At 56.1% G+C, this 16,494-nt stretch carries 16 protein-coding genes; 5 read left to right on the top strand and 11 right to left on the bottom strand.

The window, feature by feature from the left end; all coding sequences use genetic code 11:
• Nucleotides 1–5: 5 nt before the first annotated feature.
• Both AC0V61_RS07385 and AC0V61_RS07380 read right to left on the bottom strand, forming a co-directional pair.
• Nucleotides 6–527, bottom strand: coding sequence for a DUF6265 family protein (locus AC0V61_RS07385; protein ID WP_486156609.1), 522 nt, complete (start codon nt 525–527; stop codon nt 6–8).
• Nucleotides 524–1,069: a DUF6265 family protein gene (locus AC0V61_RS07380; protein WP_486156608.1), complete on the bottom strand. Its 546-nt coding sequence runs from the start codon at nt 1,067–1,069 to the stop codon at nt 524–526. The genes AC0V61_RS07385 and AC0V61_RS07380 overlap by 4 nt, the downstream gene beginning before the upstream one ends.
• Nucleotides 1,070–1,307: 238 nt before the next feature.
• On the opposite strand from AC0V61_RS07380, the gene AC0V61_RS07375 reads away from it, so the two are divergent.
• From AC0V61_RS07375 to AC0V61_RS07365, 3 genes are all read left to right on the top strand, one after another.
• A complete protein-coding gene (locus AC0V61_RS07375; protein ID WP_486156607.1) occupies nt 1,308–2,054 on the top strand; it encodes an electron transfer flavoprotein subunit beta/FixA family protein in 747 nt (248 codons plus the stop codon).
• Nucleotides 2,055–2,084: 30 nt separating this feature from the next.
• Nucleotides 2,085–3,017, top strand: a complete 933-nt coding sequence (locus AC0V61_RS07370) for an electron transfer flavoprotein subunit alpha/FixB family protein (RefSeq protein ID WP_486156606.1) — start codon at nt 2,085–2,087, stop codon at nt 3,015–3,017.
• Nucleotides 3,018–3,086: 69 nt separating this feature from the next.
• Complete coding sequence (locus AC0V61_RS07365; protein WP_486156605.1) at nt 3,087–3,992, top strand: hypothetical protein; 906 nt, start codon at nt 3,087–3,089, stop codon at nt 3,990–3,992.
• Between the two features lie 3 nt (nt 3,993–3,995).
• On the opposite strand, the gene AC0V61_RS07360 is transcribed toward AC0V61_RS07365, so the two are convergent.
• From AC0V61_RS07360 to AC0V61_RS07335, 6 genes are all read right to left on the bottom strand, one after another.
• Nucleotides 3,996–5,216 (bottom strand): DUF445 domain-containing protein, encoded by a 1,221-nt coding sequence (locus AC0V61_RS07360; protein ID WP_486159489.1) that lies wholly within the window; start codon nt 5,214–5,216, stop codon nt 3,996–3,998.
• A 64-nt stretch (nt 5,217–5,280) separates the two neighbouring features.
• Nucleotides 5,281–9,081 (bottom strand): efflux RND transporter permease subunit, encoded by a 3,801-nt coding sequence (locus tag AC0V61_RS07355; RefSeq protein WP_486156604.1) that lies wholly within the window; start codon nt 9,079–9,081, stop codon nt 5,281–5,283.
• 156 nt (nt 9,082–9,237) lie between these two features.
• Nucleotides 9,238–10,482 (bottom strand): efflux RND transporter periplasmic adaptor subunit, encoded by a 1,245-nt coding sequence (locus tag AC0V61_RS07350; protein ID WP_486156603.1) that lies wholly within the window; start codon nt 10,480–10,482, stop codon nt 9,238–9,240.
• A 305-nt stretch (nt 10,483–10,787) separates the two neighbouring features.
• Entirely contained in the window at nt 10,788–11,057 is a 270-nt protein-coding gene (locus AC0V61_RS07345; RefSeq protein WP_486156602.1) for a GlsB/YeaQ/YmgE family stress response membrane protein, read from the bottom strand.
• A 144-nt stretch (nt 11,058–11,201) separates the two neighbouring features.
• Nucleotides 11,202–11,501, bottom strand: coding sequence for a CtrA inhibitor SciP (gene sciP / locus AC0V61_RS07340; RefSeq protein ID WP_298306301.1), 300 nt, complete (start codon nt 11,499–11,501; stop codon nt 11,202–11,204).
• Nucleotides 11,498–11,947 carry a hypothetical protein gene (locus AC0V61_RS07335; protein WP_486156601.1) on the bottom strand — a complete coding sequence of 150 codons (450 nt, stop codon included), beginning with the start codon at nt 11,945–11,947 and terminating at the stop codon, nt 11,498–11,500. Before AC0V61_RS07335 ends, sciP begins: the two co-directional genes overlap by 4 nt.
• Before the next feature lie 200 nt (nt 11,948–12,147).
• On the opposite strand from AC0V61_RS07335, the gene mnmA reads away from it, so the two are divergent.
• Complete coding sequence (gene mnmA / locus AC0V61_RS07330) at nt 12,148–13,320, top strand: tRNA 2-thiouridine(34) synthase MnmA (RefSeq protein ID WP_486156600.1); 1,173 nt, start codon at nt 12,148–12,150, stop codon at nt 13,318–13,320.
• Between the two features lie 9 nt (nt 13,321–13,329).
• Here mnmA and AC0V61_RS07325 read toward each other — a convergent pair whose 3' ends face one another.
• Entirely contained in the window at nt 13,330–13,689 is a 360-nt protein-coding gene (locus AC0V61_RS07325; RefSeq protein ID WP_486156599.1) for a hypothetical protein, read from the bottom strand.
• A 34-nt stretch (nt 13,690–13,723) separates the two neighbouring features.
• On the opposite strand from AC0V61_RS07325, the gene AC0V61_RS07320 reads away from it, so the two are divergent.
• Nucleotides 13,724–14,866, top strand: a complete 1,143-nt coding sequence (locus AC0V61_RS07320; protein WP_486156598.1) for a serine hydrolase domain-containing protein — start codon at nt 13,724–13,726, stop codon at nt 14,864–14,866.
• On the opposite strand, the gene AC0V61_RS07315 is transcribed toward AC0V61_RS07320, so the two are convergent.
• A complete protein-coding gene (locus tag AC0V61_RS07315; RefSeq protein ID WP_486156597.1) occupies nt 14,867–15,685 on the bottom strand; it encodes a PhzF family phenazine biosynthesis protein in 819 nt (272 codons plus the stop codon).
• Complete coding sequence (gene pdxH / locus AC0V61_RS07310) at nt 15,658–16,320, bottom strand: pyridoxamine 5'-phosphate oxidase (RefSeq protein ID WP_486156596.1); 663 nt, start codon at nt 16,318–16,320, stop codon at nt 15,658–15,660. The genes AC0V61_RS07315 and pdxH overlap by 28 nt, the downstream gene beginning before the upstream one ends.
• Nucleotides 16,321–16,494 lie beyond the last annotated feature (174 nt).

Below are 16,494 nucleotides of genomic sequence, written 5' to 3'. Positions count from 1 at the left end.
GCGATTTAATCGTGGCCCGCCCTTTTGTATGTGACGGTGTAAATGCCGGTCCCATCCTTCATGAAATCTTGGCCGTAAGTGACAATAAGGCCGGAACCGGGCTCTTGGCGGTCAGAGCATTCTATGATCAAATCTTCGAATTGAAGCTTGCAGGGCTCCACATTCATTGCCGGCCTTCGGTAGGTTATGGCTTCTTCGAGCTCAAAGCCTGCTTGCATCGTCAAAGTGTATAAGACGAGCGTTCCGTTCTCCTCTTTAAGGTGGGAGAGCTCGGACCAATCAATGCTGACCGTTGTGCCGGTTTTCCGTTTGGTTTGTACGAATGTGCCGACCATGACGCCGTCGATTGGAGCATGCCAGCGTTCGATCACGCGGTCTCCAACGCTGTCTCGACCCTCCCAATCGCCAACTAGCCAAGAGAGATCGGTGAGCGAGGTTTGCGGCAAGGCATTCTTGTGGGAGCCCTCTTGAGCATGCAGCGGCTGAGAGGCGGACACCAAAAGAGCAAAGATAATGGCTGGCTTCAATTCTTTAATCCCACGTCAAAGGGTTGAAATTCAAACAAGAGCTCCGCCCCCGATTGCATCCGAACTGCTGCGACAAGACCCTCACTTGGTTGATCGGCGTCTCTACACCGCAATGTCAGCGCATTAAAATAGGCCGCGCACTTCTCAATCGCCACAAGGCGGAAGGTGAGCATGTCATCCTTCTCCTCCCACCCTGTCAGATCGGCGGTGAAGTGCTTTAGCCGCAGAACCAGCGTGCCCTCTTCTTCCATCAGATAAAGGTGCTCTGTGAACATGATGCCGCCCTCCCCGGTCTCTTGGACGAAGGTCCCAACCATGACGGTGCCAATTGGAGGGAGCCAGCTTTCCATCGCGGGAGCCCCCTGAATGCCGGTGCCGGCCCATTGGCCGACTAGCCAGTCCATCTGATCAAGTGTGGCCGCAGGCGATTCGAATCCCTCTTCGCCAAGTCTCGTTTCTCTTTGCCCATCTTCGGCCAGCGCCGCGCCAGATATCGAAAACACCGCTAAAACGGGCGCCAAAACTCTCACAATTGCAAACATTGCAGTTCTCCGCTTCAAAAGGTTCGACCCCGCGCAATGCTATCAAAAAAGCGACCACGCAAAGGGTTGACGTAGCTATGTCGGATGGCGACACCCATATTCGACAGGGCGAGGCAAAAATCCTCGCCCCAAGGCGCAACTTGACGTTTACGTAAACGCGAGATAGGGCGCCATTATAAGAGTTTCACGCATGTCTCAGATCCCTTTTTGAGCATGCGCCAATGGGAAAGGTAGAGCCATGAAAATCCTCGTCCCCGTCAAACGGGTGATCGACTACAACGTCAAGCCGCGGGTTAAAGCCGATGGCACGGGCGTTGATCTTGCCAATGTCAAAATGAGCATGAACCCATTTGATGAAATCGCTGTTGAAGAAGCGATCCGCATCAAAGAGGCAGGCAAGGCAGAAGAAATCATCGCGGTTTCTGTGGGCCCTGCAAAGGCTCAAGAAACCCTGCGGACAGCGCTTGCTATGGGCGCTGACCGTGCGATCCTCGTCGAAACCGACGAGGAAGTAGAGCCACTCGCGGTTGCCAAAATCCTCAAAGCCATCGCTGACGCAGAACAGCTCGGCCTCGTGGTGCTCGGCAAGCAGTCGATCTCTGACGACAGCAACCAAACCGGCCAAATGCTCGCCGCTTTGATGAACCGCCCGCAAGGCACCTTTGCCAACACAGTCGAAGTCGACGGCGATGCGGTTATCGTAAAGCGCGAGATTGACGGCGGTCTTGAAACGGTGAAGCTCACCATGCCAGCGATTGTCACCACCGACCTTCGCTTGAACGAGCCGCGCTATGCTTCGCTTCCAAACATCATGAAAGCGAAGAAGAAGCCTCTCGACACCAAGACCCCTGCGGACTTTGGCGTCGACATCGCGCCGCGTCTCACCACCACCAATGTGGCCGAACCACCCGTTCGCCAAGCTGGTGAAAAGGTCGAGGACGTCGCTGCTCTCGTTGCGAAAATCAAGGAGCTGGGGATCGCTTAAGCGGCCCGGCTAAGGAAAGGACAAGACAATATGAACACTCTGGTTCTGGTCGAGCATGACAATGCTTCTGTGAATGACGCGACGCTTGCAGTGGTTACCGCCGCAGCCAAGCTTGGCGATGTGACCGCTCTGGTTGCAGGTTCAGACTGCGGCGGCGCGGCTGAGGCGGCAGCGAAAATCGCTGGCGTTTCAAAAGTGCTCAAAGCTGACGATGCAGCATATGGCGAAGGTCTTGCTGAAAACGTAGCGCCTCTCGTGGCTGGCCTTATGGCTGACTATGACGCTCTGCTCGCGCCTGCGACGACATCGGGCAAAAACATTGCCCCGCGCGTGGCCGCTCAGCTCGACGTTATGCAAATTTCAGACATTCTTTCGGTTGAGGGTCCAAAAACCTTCACCCGTCCGATCTACGCAGGCAACGCGATCGCGACCGTTGAAAGCTCGGACGCAAAACTGGTCATCACCGTTCGTGGCACAGCTTTTGAAAAGGCGGCGACCGAAGGCGGTTCTGCATCTGTCGAAGACGTAAGCGGTGCAGGCGATGCTGGCATCTCAACCTTCGTAAGCCGCGAAGTCGCTGACGGCGGCGATCGTCCTGAGTTGACGGCGGCTAAGGTCATCGTCTCTGGCGGGCGCGCTCTTAAAGACGGTGAGACTTTCGAAGCTGTCATCAACCCGCTTGCAGACAAGCTGGGCGCAGCCATCGGCGCATCGCGCGCTGCGGTTGACGCCGGCTATGTACCCAACGACTATCAGGTCGGTCAAACCGGCAAGATCGTGGCTCCTGAAGTCTACATCGCCATCGGTATCTCAGGCGCGATCCAGCACTTGGCCGGCATGAAGGACAGCAAAGTCATCATCGCGATCAACAAAGACGAAGACGCACCGATCTTCCAGGTTGCAGACATCGGCCTTGTCGCCGACCTGTTTAACGCAGTGCCAGAAATGACTGGCGCGCTTTAAGCAGCACACACCATGCTCAAACTTGTCAAAGGCCTCCGCCCCGCTACTTTGCGTGGCGGAGGTTTTTGCATGGGCGCTCGGTTTCTTTCTTCGGTCATCGCCATCGCAACAGGCGGAGGGCTCGTCATTGCAAGTCCTGTGCTTGCTGAAGACGTGTATCCGCAAGACGTTGCTAAAGAAGCGACGACGCTCCAGCCGATCTCAGCTTGGAACCTCGACTACGGCGAGGAGAGCTGTCGTCTTACCCGAATGTTTGGAAGCGAGGAATCCAGGCACATTTTTGCTTTGGAGCAGTTTGCGCCTGATCGTGGTTTTAGGATCATAGTCGCTGGACCAGAGTTTGCTGGCTGGAAAACCAACCGAAGCCTAGAACTGGGCTTACGCAGTGATGCATTTCTCACAAAAGTGGAGCAATTCTCAAGCGGCACACACAGCAGCTTTGGTACGATGTTGGTAATACCGGCAAGACTTGAGGCGGATTATGTGCCCGTAAATCAGAGACGTATGATGGGCGTTGACCTCTCTTTGGCGGGCAATGTGGAGCGTGTCGTTTTGCGAACAAACAATAGGGTTCTCTCACTCGAAACCGGCGAGATGCTGCCAGTTTTTGAAGCTCTAAATGCCTGTACAAGGGATTTGCTGATCAGCTGGGGCCTTGATGCTGATGACCATACGTCGTTCATACCGCCATACGATGAGAACCCTCTAGATATCTGGGACAAGTTTATGAGAGGACTGCCCAATCGCGTTCGCAATTCAATGTCCGAACAGTCTTTCAAATGGCGTTTCATCATAGATAAAAAGGGCCGTATTGAAAGTTGTCATAGCCTTGGCGATGGTGGCGATACCGAGGCACATGAGCTCGGCTGTAAGATTTTCATGAACCGCCTTCGATTTGTACCAGGGCAAAATGAGGCAGGTGATCCGATACGGTCTTATTCGCTGGTCACATTAAGCACGAGCCGAAGGTTCTAACGTTCACATAAAGCTCACGATAAAGTGCAGCGTCATGCCGACCATACCGCCCACAATCGTGCCGTTGATCCGGATGAATTGAAGGTCGCGGCCCACTGCATTTTCAATCCGGCCGGTAATCGTCGTTGCATCCCAGCGCTTCACCGTTTCTGAGACCAGCGTCACAATCTCAGCGCCATAACGCGTCGCAATCCCGGCAGCCGTTCGCCTTGCAAAACGGTTGATCTGCATCTGCAAACGCACATCCTGTTTTAATGCCTCTCCAAGGTCAGCAAGCCCTACACGCATATCCGAGCCAAGTTCGCTGTTCGGATCACGCGCGCGGCGGATCATGGATTGGCGGATGCGCTCCCAAACGCCCATCCACCATTCGGCCACCGCAGGGTTCTCTAACAGTTCGCGCTTCATCTCCTCCACCCGCTCACGGGTCTCGGGATCATCGCGCAGGTCTTTGGCGAGCTCTTGGAGGCCCTCTTCGATTTTGCCGCGCAAAGGATGCTCTGGGTCAACGAGCACTTCTGCAAGCAGCTTGTAAAGCCCATCAAGGACGTTTGAGGAAATTGTCTTATCAAGTCCGGTCCAGCGCAATACGCCTTTGACCCGGTCATGAATGATCGTGCGTACGGTCTCTTCATTGTCTTCCAAAGTGAGACCCGCCCAACGCACAAAGCCATTTATAAGCGGCAAGTGACGCTGATCGGCCATGGTGTTTTCCAGCATCCGTCCAGCCAGCGGGGACACTTCGATCTTTGCAAGCTGCCTGCCCAATCCTGATCGCACCTGATTGCCCAAGCGGTCAGGATCAAGCGATTCAAGAACCTCAGCGAGAAGCTCTGCTGCCCCGCCTGTAATGCGTGAGCGGGCGTCTTCGCCATGTTCGTCAGGCTTGGTTGCGAGAAAATCGCCCACCACACGCGCCACATTCATACCGGCCATTCGGCGCGCAACCACTGCTGGGGTAAGGAAGTTCTCCTTCAAGAACTGCCCCATGGTGTCAGCAATGCGGTCCTTATTGGATGGTACGATAGCGGTGTGCGGGATGGGCAGGCCCAAGGGATGCCGGAAGAGCGCGGTCACGGCAAACCAATCGGCAAGCCCTCCCACCATTGCGGCCTCGGCAAAGGCGTTCACATAGCCCCATGCAGGATGCGCTGGGACAAGGCCATGGGTTGTGAAGAACAAGGCACCCATAGCGACCAGCAGGCCGGTCGCTGTCCAACGCATACGCCGAGCGCGGTCGGGGGATAGCGGCTGCCCGCCAAACTTTGCGGGAATGGATTGTGCCTCGTTAGCCATAGCGCTGCGCTATCTGCCCCAATGCTGGCAATTGGGAAAGCAGGAAGAGTGAATTACTCAGCAGGCTCTGCTCCGGGGGCGGTATCTGCGGCTTTGTTTGCGTTGGCGGCGGGACCGGTGCTTCAAGCACTGGCTGACCATCATCGCCCGGTTTGTATGTGAGCAATGTTCTGCGCAGCCATGGACCCACTCGCTTCTCAACGCCATCAGCAAGGCTAAAGCCTGCCGGAACAATCAAAAGCGTAAGCAAGGTGGAAAGGATCAGCCCACCAATCACCACAATACCCATCGGCTGGCGCCAGGCGCCGTCGCCGGTGAGGGAAATCGATGTCGGGATCATGCCAGCGGTCATAGCAACCGTGGTCATCACAATCGGCTGAGCCCGCTTGTGGCCTGCGTCCATAATCGCTGCGAGCTTGCCGGTGCCCTTTTCCATCTCTTCAATCGCAAAATCGATCAGGAGAATGGAGTTCTTGGATACGATCCCCAAGAGCAGCAGGATACCGATATAGACCGGCATCGACTGAGGCATGCCTACAAGCCAGATCAGCATGATCCCACCCAATGGCGCGAGCGCAAGGGACGTCATGTTGACCAGCGGGCTCATGAGACGCTTATAAAGCAGCACAAGACAGGCAAACACCAACAACACACCTGAGATAACTGCGATGATGAGATTGTTGATGAGCTCTCCAAATATCTCGTCCTGACCCACCGCGTCGCGGATCACGCCTTGAGGCAGGTTCTGCAGTGTAGGCAACGCCTCGATCTGCGCCTGTGCCTCGCCGCGCAAGAACCCACTCGCAAGGTCAGCTCCGATGAAAACACGGCGGTTCTGATTATAGCGTTGGATCGTGGTGGGGCCTGAGCCAAACTCAATGGTAGCGACGCGCGACAGGGGCACCGTACCGCCATCAAGTGTTTGCACGGGCAGGTTCTCGATTGTCGACATATCCCCGCGCGCGTCTTGGCTTAGCCTGACATTGATTGGGATCTGACGGTCTGACAGAGAGAACTTTGCAGCGTTCTGCTCAATCTCACCCAGAGTGGCGATACGGATCGCTTGACTAAGGGCAAGAGTTGAAACGCCCAGCTCGGCTGCCAATTGCTCATTGGGAGTGATAATAATCTCAGGCCGCCTGAGGTCTGCGCCGATGCGCGGAGCTACAAGCGTATTGAGGCCTTTCATCTCCTCAATCACCTTGGTCGCGGTTTCGTTGAGTAAGACCGGGTCGGAGCCTGCAAGCATCACAGTAAAGTCACGGCCCGAGCCTGCCCCGCCAAAATTCTCAGCGACGAAGCGAATACGGGCATCAGCGACTGTATTAAGGACAGGCGCCATCTCGCGTTGGAAGACGATTGAGCTGCGTTCGCGATCTTCTTTGAGTGTCACGTAGATCGTAGCTTCACCGATGCGGATGCGCTCCAAAGTGCGCTCCACTTCTTGCTCTTGCATAAGAAGTTCGGTGACCTGATCGACCACGCGCTTGGTCCCGGCAAGCGTCGTTCCGGGAACCATTTCGATAGCGATTTCCGCATTGGTGTCATCGATATCTGGCTGAAATTGGCCGGGAACGCTCCCGATAAGTAGGACGGTCACAAGCAGCGACATCCATCCCATGCCCAACATCCAAACCCGGTGGTCATGGAAGCGCGCAGTGAGGTAACGCACGTTGTCTGGCTGGGCAGCCACTTTTAAGGCCGCTAGAACACCAAAGTATCCGCCAACCACCAGTCCAACCAAGCCAACCAGACCCACCAACATAAGGGGAATGTTGAAGGACGTTGTATCGATCTCGCCCAGTGCGGCGGTCATCAGCAGGTTCGCTATTCCTCCGAGCACTGCAAAGCCCAAGGCGGCAATCGCAGTCACCATCACGATACCGAGAAGAACCCTGCCAATTGCTGCCAAAAGATGTGCTGATCGCAAAACGCTCGCCAAACCTTCGAGCAGTTTGAGCACCAACCAAGTCGCGACCCCACCCACTAAAGTGATTGCGAAAAGCTGTGTGACTTCAAAGATTTTTGAGACAAATTTGAAAGCAAACCCAAACTCATCGTCCGAAACAAGGCCGGCGACTTTGGTGTGAAGATTGAATTCTCCTACCAATCCCCAAAGCTGGAAGACTACAAAGGCCGGAACGGCCAATAGGATGAGTGAAGCCAAAAGAAGGCAAAGCGTATAGAGCGCGCGCGATCGAGGCCCCTCAATACCTTCACGCATCTTGAACATCGTGCTGCTGTCCAAGGTCCAGGTAAGCACGCGCAGATAGCGATCCATCCACTTGCCCCCGCCATGTTCAGCATGGCCTTTGGCCGAAAGGAAATATGCCGCCATAAGCGGCGTTATCATCCGCGCGACCGCCAAACTCATGAGGACCGCGATCACGACTGTGATGGCAAAGTTCTGGAAGAATTGGCCGGAAATCCCAGGCATCAAGCCGACCGGCAAAAAGACCGCCACGATACAAAAGCTCGTTGCCACCACCGGAAGACCAATTTCGTCGGCAGCATCAATACTGGCAATATAAGCGGTTTTGCCCATGCGCATGTGGCGCACGATATTCTCAATCTCCACGATAGCATCATCGACCAAAACGCCAGCCACAAGACCAAGCGCCAGAAGGGACAAAAAGTTCAGGTTGAACCCAAGTATGTCCATGAAAAAGAAGGTCGGTATGGCCGAGAGCGGGATCGCTACAGCGCTGATAAAGGTTGCGCGCCAATCACGCAGGAAGAAGAAAACAACAACCACTGCGAGCACAGCACCCTCGATAAGGGCCTGCATAGAGCTTGCGTACTGGCTCTTGGTGTATTTAACGGTGTTGAAGAGCGGGATGAATTTAAGGTCAGGGTTTTCGGCCTGAATCGTGTCAATTTTCTTCAGAGCCTCTTCGTAAACCGTAACGTCAGAGGCGCCTTTTGCACGGCTCATGAAGAAATTGACGACTTCCTTATCGCCCACCTCGCTGATCGAATTGCGTTCTGAATAACCATCGCGCACGGTCGCAACATCAGCAAGGCGCACTGTGCGACCACCGCCAAGCTGAATTTGGCGCTGCGCCAATTCATACGCGCTGTCATTGTTGCCAAGCACCCGCAAGGATTGGCGTGTGCCACCAACCTCGGCAAGGCCGCCTGCGGCATCGACATTGTTTTGCCTAAGCAAACCGTTGATCTGCGAGGCGGTGACACCAAAGGCTTGCATTTTTGCAGGGTCAAGGACCACCTCAATGGCCCGGTCCACACCGCCAAATCGACCAGCTTCAGCCATCCCAGGTACGTCAAGTAACCGCTTGGAAACCGTGTCGTCGATAAACCAACTCAATTGCTCGATGGTCATATCATCGGCTTGCACCGCATAAATGCCAAGAAAGCCGCCAGCGGCCTCGACCTTATTGACGCGAGGCTCCTGAATGCCGTCAGGCAGACTGCCACGAACGCGGTCAACTGCGTTTTTGACCTCTGAGACAACGATGTTGGGATCAATCCCAAGCTCAAACTCGACGAACGTGTTGGAAAAGCCTTCACTTGCTGTCGAAGAGATTTGCTTCACACCGTTGATTGATCGAACGGCGCTCTCAACTTGCTGGGTGATTTGGTTTTCAATCTCGCTCGGCGCAGCGCCGGGCTGAGAGATACCAACGGTCACAGCGGGAAATTCGATATCAGGGTTGTTGGTGATGTCCATGGCACGAAAGCTCACCAGCCCTGCAAATAGAAGGGCGGTAAACAGGACAAGCGGGATCACCGGGTTCGTAATCGACCAAGCTGAGAGATTGCGGAAGTTCATGGGTTTCCTGTCTGCCTTTGTCTCGTGGCCTGTTTCGTGCCCGGTTGCGCGCCCTGTTGAGCGCCCTGTTGAGCGCCCTGTCTCATACTGCGCCTCATCCGCCGAGATAACGGGGCACCTTGGAAATTACGATGACAGCGCCTCATCAGATGCCTCTCAACTGTCTGCTTCAGGTTCTGCTGCTTCGGGACCTGTCGCAGGTGCCTCTTCTTCGCCTTCGCGCCTTGGGCTCACGGTTTCGCCAGGATTGAGGAAACCACCGGCCCGAAGGACGATTGCCTCGTCACCGCTCAGCCCTTCTGTGATAGCAATCCCATTTGGCGTCACCATACCGGTTACAACCGGAGTGCGCGTTGCTTTGTTGTCTTCATTGATAACGTAGACGAAGCTACCTTCGCTATCTGCGAGAACCGCACTTTCCGGCAAAACCGTAGCCGTGACAGAACCGCTGTTGATCGTCGCCGTAGCAAATCCACCCGGCCGCAATTCGGGGGCATAAGACAAGGCAATCCGGGCAGTGCCTTGCCGGGTACGCTCGTTCACGACCGGAGACAATTGCCAAACCTGACCCTCAAAGCTCTTGTCTGATCCGGCAGGGACAACGCTCGCCGAGACGCCAACAGAAAGCGAGGCCAGCTGAGTTTCACCAAGATCTGCGAGCATCTCAAACTCACCGCCACGCGCAATCGTAAAGAGCGCGCCAGAAGCACCGCCCACAGTTTGTCCCGGCTCCACATTGCGGGCCAGAATATAGCCTGAGGCAGGCGCGGTCACATTAAGGCGTGCATTGCGAGCCCGCAGTTCAGCAAGCTGGGCTTCTGCAACTTTAATGCGGGCAACGGCAGAATCCCGTGTGGCTGTCAGGCGATCTATCTCCGCCTTTGAGATAAACCCACGCTCGACAAGTTGTAAGGCGCGATCAAGATTGGACTGGGCAAGCTGTGCATCAGCCCGCGCAACACCGATTTGCGCTTCTTGCGCGGCAGCTTGCTGGGTCTGTACCGAGCGGTCGATAATTGCAAGGACCTGCCCTTGCCCGACCCAGTCACCGGCATCAACACGCACCGAGAGAACTTGCCCGCCTTCGCCTACAACTCCTACCGGCATAGGGCGGCGGGCAGCTATTGTGCCTGGCGCCTCAATAGCGCCGCTCACTGTAGTGCGGCCCGGCGCAATTACGGTCACAACTGGCGCTTGCGCATTGTCATCGTCAGACCCCGTCGTCTCGTCTCCTGTGAGAACGAAGTAGGCCGCAAGGGCAAGGAGCAAAGCAATCAGTCCAGCCCCCGCAATCAACAGCGCCTTACCGATGGAAGAGCCCGACTTTGCCTCATAATGCGCAACTGCATCTGCAGCGGCGTCGCCTTGCTCCTGTGCTGAGATGGTGCTTGCGTAGTTCATACCTGTTGCCCTTCAAAAGGTGACGCGAATTTCCAATTGTCCCGCAGCTGGTGGGTACGCATTGGTGTATTATAGGTATAAGTCACCCTGTGCAATCCTTCTTAGCCATTGCACCAAAATGCGCAATGCGCACCTCGACCGGTGACTTTGAGCCTAGACGAAAGGTGTTTGGTAAATTGGACGCCGGCAAGAGAAAAGGTAACAAAAGAAAGGGCGGTGGCAGGTCTACACCCACACCGCCCATTCTTCAATTTCTTGGGCCGGTCACAGCCCCAAAATCACTTCTTAGCCATGTCGTGACGCGTCTAGCCGCGAACGCGGCCGCGTTGGATCAGGTTCAAAATGCCAAGCAATACAACTGCGCCAACAACTGCAACGATAAGTCCTGTAAGCGAGAATGATTGGACGCTTCCCGTAATGCCCAAGAGCGGTCCCACGATCATATTGCCAACAACAGAGCCGATGCAGCCAACAACGATGTTCCAGAAAATGCCCATCGAGGCATCGCGGTTCATCACCATGCTCGCAAGCCAACCTGCGACGCCGCCAACGATAAGTGCAATAATCCAACCCATAATAATTCTCCTTTGCCTAACCTTACCCCTCACATCAGTAAGGGTTCCAAAAGGGGATGCTGTCAAACTAACTCAATTCGACGTTAGAGAAAATTGGGAGGATTGTAAAAACTGCGCGACCGATAGGGGTACGCAGCGTTGAGACTAGTACTTCAATTGGCGCTCATAAAGATCGCGGTAGTGCTGGATTCGGGTCACGCGAAGGCCCTGCATCCCTGAGCGATCAACCGCACGCTGCCAAGAGGCAAACTCTTCAAGGGTCAGCCCGTAGCGCTCAAGCACCTCGTCAATTGTAAGCAAGCCGCCGTTCACCGCAGCAACCACCTCTGCTTTGCGGCGCACGACCCAACGCTTCGTCGAAGGCGAAGGCAAATCATCAACCGTAAGCGGCTCCCCTAGTGGGCCGATCACTTGTGCCGGTCTGATATCTTGGTTCTCAATCATTGCTCTTCTCTCGCATCGCCCGGCACATCTCGCGTGGTCGCGAAATTGTCCGCACTGTCGTGTGTCGCAAATGGGGCATTCTTGTCCCCATTGCTAATTGCGTTACTGTACTTGCCAGACGAGGCTTTGCGGCCCTCTAAAGTACTATGGTTAACACCGCCTTCATCATCTTCACCGGTCCGAAAAAACTGCGCTGCAGCGTCTGCAAAGCCCATTTCCTCAGCGGTCACCTCAGCGCCGATGTCTGCGCGTAGGAGCTGTCTGAGGTCACGCGCAGCGCTCAGCCTCGCTGTAAGCTCGCTCCATTCAATAGCCCGTAGAGGGATCGCTTCGGCTCGGTCGCTATCAGTGGTCGGCCCGCATGCTGCAGGGTCGATATCTTGAACGCGACGCGCGGTGCGACGCTCTGCGTTGGGAATCGCTGGAGGCTTGGCCTTTTCGAACATGGCCCAAGGTATAAGAGGCGGTTGTCAAAATGTGGTAAAACCCGGCTTTACCTCTGCTTAGGAAAAGTGCCAGGCGGCAGAGCAACGCAAAGTTGGCTTAGGTTAATGCCCAAGAAATACGTGTAAAATCAAAAGTCTTACTCGTAAAATTGCCTAGCTATGGTCAATTGCATTTGCGCTGACTATATGGCGCTGCGACCATGAAATTGTCTGAAACCGATACGCTCAGCCCCACTTTTGGGCTTGATACGGCTGCTTTGTTCGATCTTTCAAAGCCTGCAAGTGACAGCCGAATCGTTGTCGCGATGAGCGGCGGCGTCGATTCGTCTGTCGTAGCTGCGCTCGCCGCTGATACAGGCGCCGAGGTGATTGGCATCACCTTGCAGCTTTATGATTATGGAGCAGCGACGGGACGCAAAGGTGCGTGCTGTGCGGGGGATGATATTGCTGATGCGCGCGCAGTGTCTGATCGTTTGGGCATAGCGCATTACGTGTTCGACCATGAGAGTGCCTTTAAAGAAGACGTGGTCGATCAGTTTGCCGATGAGTATCTCGCTGGCCGCACGCCGGTGCCGTGTATCCGCTGCAATATGGGTCCCAAGTTCACTGACCTCTTCCGCATGGCGCGCGAACTTGGTGCAGATTGCCTCGCCACTGGACACTATGTGCAGCGCATTGAGGCAGAGGGCGGCCCGCATTTGTACCGGGCCAATGATGAAACGCGCGATCAGTCCTACTTTCTTTACGCCACGACCCAAGAACAGCTCGACTACATCCGCTTTCCTTTGGGCGGGCTGCCCAAGACCAAAGTGCGCGAACTCGCCGAAGCTGCTGGCCTTCGCAATGCGATGAAGCCCGATAGTCAGGACATCTGCTTTGTGCCTGATGGCAATTACGCCAAGATCGTGACCAAGCTTCGCCCTGAGGGCGGTGTCCCCGGTGACATCGTCCATGCCGCCACCGGCGAGACGCTGGGCGAGCATAAGGGCATCGTCCATTATACTGTAGGTCAACGCAAAGGCCTTGATATCGGCGGGCAGCCAGAGCCGCTTTACGTGATCAAACTTGATGCTGAGACCAGAGAAGTACGTGTTGGGCCGAAGCGTATGTTGGCCGTGGAGAGCGCCGAGGTCATTGAGACCAATCGAATTGGGGCTATCCCCGACGGAGCACAGCTCTCTGCAAAGGTCCGAAGTCTGGCAAAGCCAGTTCCGATCACGCTTGAGGGGCCGATGGGCGACAATGCGACGATCCGCATCCACTTCGCGACCCCTGAGTTTGGTGTCGCACCGGGTCAAGCTGCGGTGATCTATGCCGATAAGCGGGTGATCGGCGGCGGCTGGATCGATTCGACGACTTCAGTCGCGTCCTAAGCGCCGCGTCTATCCTTCCCAGCTCTCCAGCACGCAGCCATAGCCTTTGCGGTTAGTGGCCGTTGTCGAATTGACGAAAGGGATGCTGGCGGTGACGCTTTGCGCCTCGGGATTTTCGCTCAAGGAGACCATTTCCATCCCTGCAAGCTTATCCTTAGCGCAGTCTTCAAGGTCGCGGCCCGCCACAAACCGGCAAGAACAGGCCACCCGTGCAGCATAGCTTGTGCTTACCCCGGCATAGCCTTGGATGGGTGCGCGATAGAACCAAGCCAGCGCAGCAATGACCGCGACCACAAGCAGCACGATGATCAATACGATCCGCGAAAGAGAGAAGCGTTTAGCGCCCGATTTTGCCCCTGAATTAGGCATTGCTTTGCGTCTATCCTTATCCGAATGAAGAGCCATGACTGCTCGTTTCAAATTCTCTACCGCCACGACTGCGGTTCTGCCAGCCCTCTTGCTCGCCTCCTGCAGCGAACCCGCACCCAGTGCCCCGCCGCCCTTGAGCCAAGAGGCATTGGATGCCATCTCCCAGGATGCCGGCGCACCCATGGATCAGCTGGCGCGGCAGGTGGATGAGCTTTTCACCAAAGAGGGTCTTGGCGAGACCCGCGCAGTGCTGCTTCTTGCCGATGGCAAGATCGCGGCGGAACGCTACGCCGATGGGTATGATAGCGAGACCCGTCATATCAGCTGGTCGATGGCGAAGACCGTTACCGCCGTCCTTATCGGCATGCTCGTGGCAGACGGCCTGCTGAGCGAGGAGGCGGCGGCTCCCATTCCCGCATGGCAGCGCAATGGCGATCCGCGCGGCGAGATCACTTTGGAACACCTCCTGCAGATGCGAGCGGGCCTGCGCCATACCGAAGCTGGCGATCCACCCTATGAGAGCGCGGAGGTGCGCATGCTCTTCCTTGATGGCCGCGATGACATGGCCAAGTGGGCGAAGGAACAGCCGCTTGAAGCTGTGCCAGGTGAGATGTTTGAGTATTCTTCCAATACCACCGTGATCCTCGCCGATATTGCCGCCAGCGCCCTTACTGACAGCTCTGACCCTGATGAACGGCGCACTGCTGTTGCCAATTATCTTGAAGAGCGCTTGTTTGGCCCATTGGGCATGACCTCCATGGTCCCTGAGTATGACGCGGCGGGCACATTGATCGGCGGAAGCCTGATGCACGCCTCGGCCCGCGACTATGCCAAGTTTGGTGAGTTCCTGCGCAATGATGGCCGCGCGCCTTCGGGTGAGCAATTGGTGCCAAGCCGCTGGGTCGAGAAGATGCTGACACCCAGCCCCGCTTCGGAACACTACGGCTATCAGATCTGGCTCAACCGACCTGAGCCTGATCTTAAATGGCCTCACCCACTCTTCCCCGACCGTGCACCTGCAAGCCTGTTCTCGCTTATCGGGCATATGGGGCAATATGTGCTGGTCTCTCCTGATCAGAAGTTGACGCTGGTGCGGCTGGGCCATTCTTCAAGCGAAGAGCGTCCGCCGATGTTGCAGGAAGCAGCGGATATTCTGGCGCTATATCCCAGTAAGTAGTCACAGGAAAAAATCCCCCTTCACCACAGTCACACACGGCCCGCCAAGCCAAACCCGGTCGCCGTCGATCCTGCATGTGAGTGACCCGCCGCGCTTGCTTGCCTGATAGGCGGTGAAGCTTTCGCGCCCCAGCTTGGCCGTCCAATAAGGCGTCAGCACCGCGTGGGCGCCGCCAGTCACCGGGTCTTCGTCAATGCCGTAAGCAGGTACGAACACTCGGCTTACGATGTCGGTGGCGGTTCCAGGAGCGGTGCAGACGAACAGCTCATCACCCAGCGCGGCAAGCCCGCGGTAATCGGGGTCAAGCGCGCGGATTGCTGCTTCATCGTCATAGAGGAAGATGTTGTAGCCCAAGTCGCTGCGCTGCATCGCTATCGGCGATCCCCCAAGACACTTTGCGGCCTCACCCCACTGGCTGGCCTGCGTTGCAATGGCAGGAAGACCCACCTCATAGCCATCACCCACGCGCTTCACTTCGAGGATGCCAGATTCGCGGGTTCGGAAGGTTACGCGTTCGCCGCCATGCTCACTAAGCAGCATATGCCCGCTGGCCAGCGTCGCATGGCCGCAAAGGCGTATCTCTGAGGTCGGCGTAAACCAACGCAGCTCCCAATCCGCTTCCCCAGTGTCATCGCGCACCAGAAAGGCGGTCTCGGCAAAGTTGTTCTCAGCACCGATATTGATGAGAGTTTCATCGGCAAGCCACTTATCAAGCACCATCACCGCTGCTTGGTTGCCGCCAAAGGGCCGGGCACTGAAGGCATCGATGTGCCAATAGGGAATAGCCTGCGTCACGGATACAGCAGCGTGTCTGTCCATTTGAGCGCATCGCCCGCGCCAGACAGCGTGAAGAGCCGCCGGTCATGCAGCCGGTTGTCGCGGTCGATCCAGAACTCGATACGCCGCGGCCTCAGCGTAAAGCCAGTCCAATGCGATGGCCGTGGCACTTCTCCAGCCGCTTCATGCTCTGCGTGCAATGCCTTCACCCGGTCGAGATATTCCTGACGGTCCGCCAAAGGACGCGATTGATCACTGGCGGCACTGCCAACCTGGCTGTTGTACGCGCGAGAGTGGAAGTATTCATCGGCGCGGGCCTCGCTGACCTCTTGCAAAGGCCCCTCGATCCTGATTTGACGGCGAAGGCTCTTCCAGTGGAACAGCAGGCTCGCCTGCATGTTGGAGCGGATTTCGCTACCTTTACGGCTGTCAGCGTTGGTGAAGAAAGTGAATCCACCCTCCCCGCTTTCATGGGCCCCGTGCCCTTTCAATAGCACCATGCGAACAGACGGCATCCCATCGCTCGTCGCAGTCGCAATCGCCATCGCGTTGGGGTCGTTGATCTCGCTTTCTTTGGCCTCTGCAAACCATGCATCAAACAGCGTGTATGGATCGCTGCCAGCGGGAATCACACTGTCTGCCAATTGGGCTTCGTTGAGCTTATCGGCGTTAATCATGAAATGTGTTCCTTATCAGCAGGTTGGTCAAAGTTTGGCACACTTGGCACACTGTTCAGGGTCGGAAAAGTTCTGCCCTCCCAAATGGGCTGCAAAACAGGTGCAAAAAGGCGGTTCTCATGGGTCATACGAAGCCAAATAGGAGCCGGAGGCGCGGTAGGAAAGATATTCCCA

The organism is Erythrobacter sp. JB1-4 (assembly GCF_057365025.1).
This window is presented reverse-complemented; position numbering and strand designations above follow the sequence as displayed.

What these genes read in the sequence shown, in the direction of transcription:
- mnmA (WP_486156600.1), top strand. Translation starts at nt 12,148, where the DNA reads ATGAAATTGTCTGAAACCGATACGCTCAGCCCCACTTTTGGGCTTGAT.
- AC0V61_RS07355 (WP_486156604.1), bottom strand. Translation starts at nt 9,081, where the DNA reads ATGAACTTCCGCAATCTCTCAGCTTGGTCGATTACGAACCCGGTGATC.
- AC0V61_RS07335 (WP_486156601.1), bottom strand. Translation starts at nt 11,947, where the DNA reads ATGTTCGAAAAGGCCAAGCCTCCAGCGATTCCCAACGCAGAGCGTCGC.
- AC0V61_RS07325 (WP_486156599.1), bottom strand. Translation starts at nt 13,689, where the DNA reads ATGCCTAATTCAGGGGCAAAATCGGGCGCTAAACGCTTCTCTCTTTCG.
- sciP (WP_298306301.1), bottom strand. Translation starts at nt 11,501, where the DNA reads ATGATTGAGAACCAAGATATCAGACCGGCACAAGTGATCGGCCCACTA.
- AC0V61_RS07315 (WP_486156597.1), bottom strand. Translation starts at nt 15,685, where the DNA reads ATGGACAGACACGCTGCTGTATCCGTGACGCAGGCTATTCCCTATTGG.
- AC0V61_RS07365 (WP_486156605.1), top strand. Translation starts at nt 3,087, where the DNA reads ATGGGCGCTCGGTTTCTTTCTTCGGTCATCGCCATCGCAACAGGCGGA.
- AC0V61_RS07320 (WP_486156598.1), top strand. Translation starts at nt 13,724, where the DNA reads ATGACTGCTCGTTTCAAATTCTCTACCGCCACGACTGCGGTTCTGCCA.
- AC0V61_RS07380 (WP_486156608.1), bottom strand. Translation starts at nt 1,069, where the DNA reads ATGTTTGCAATTGTGAGAGTTTTGGCGCCCGTTTTAGCGGTGTTTTCG.
- AC0V61_RS07345 (WP_486156602.1), bottom strand. Translation starts at nt 11,057, where the DNA reads ATGGGTTGGATTATTGCACTTATCGTTGGCGGCGTCGCAGGTTGGCTT.
- AC0V61_RS07370 (WP_486156606.1), top strand. Translation starts at nt 2,085, where the DNA reads ATGAACACTCTGGTTCTGGTCGAGCATGACAATGCTTCTGTGAATGAC.
- pdxH (WP_486156596.1), bottom strand. Translation starts at nt 16,320, where the DNA reads ATGATTAACGCCGATAAGCTCAACGAAGCCCAATTGGCAGACAGTGTG.
- AC0V61_RS07375 (WP_486156607.1), top strand. Translation starts at nt 1,308, where the DNA reads ATGAAAATCCTCGTCCCCGTCAAACGGGTGATCGACTACAACGTCAAG.
- AC0V61_RS07350 (WP_486156603.1), bottom strand. Translation starts at nt 10,482, where the DNA reads ATGAACTACGCAAGCACCATCTCAGCACAGGAGCAAGGCGACGCCGCT.
- AC0V61_RS07360 (WP_486159489.1), bottom strand. Translation starts at nt 5,216, where the DNA reads ATGCGTTGGACAGCGACCGGCCTGCTGGTCGCTATGGGTGCCTTGTTC.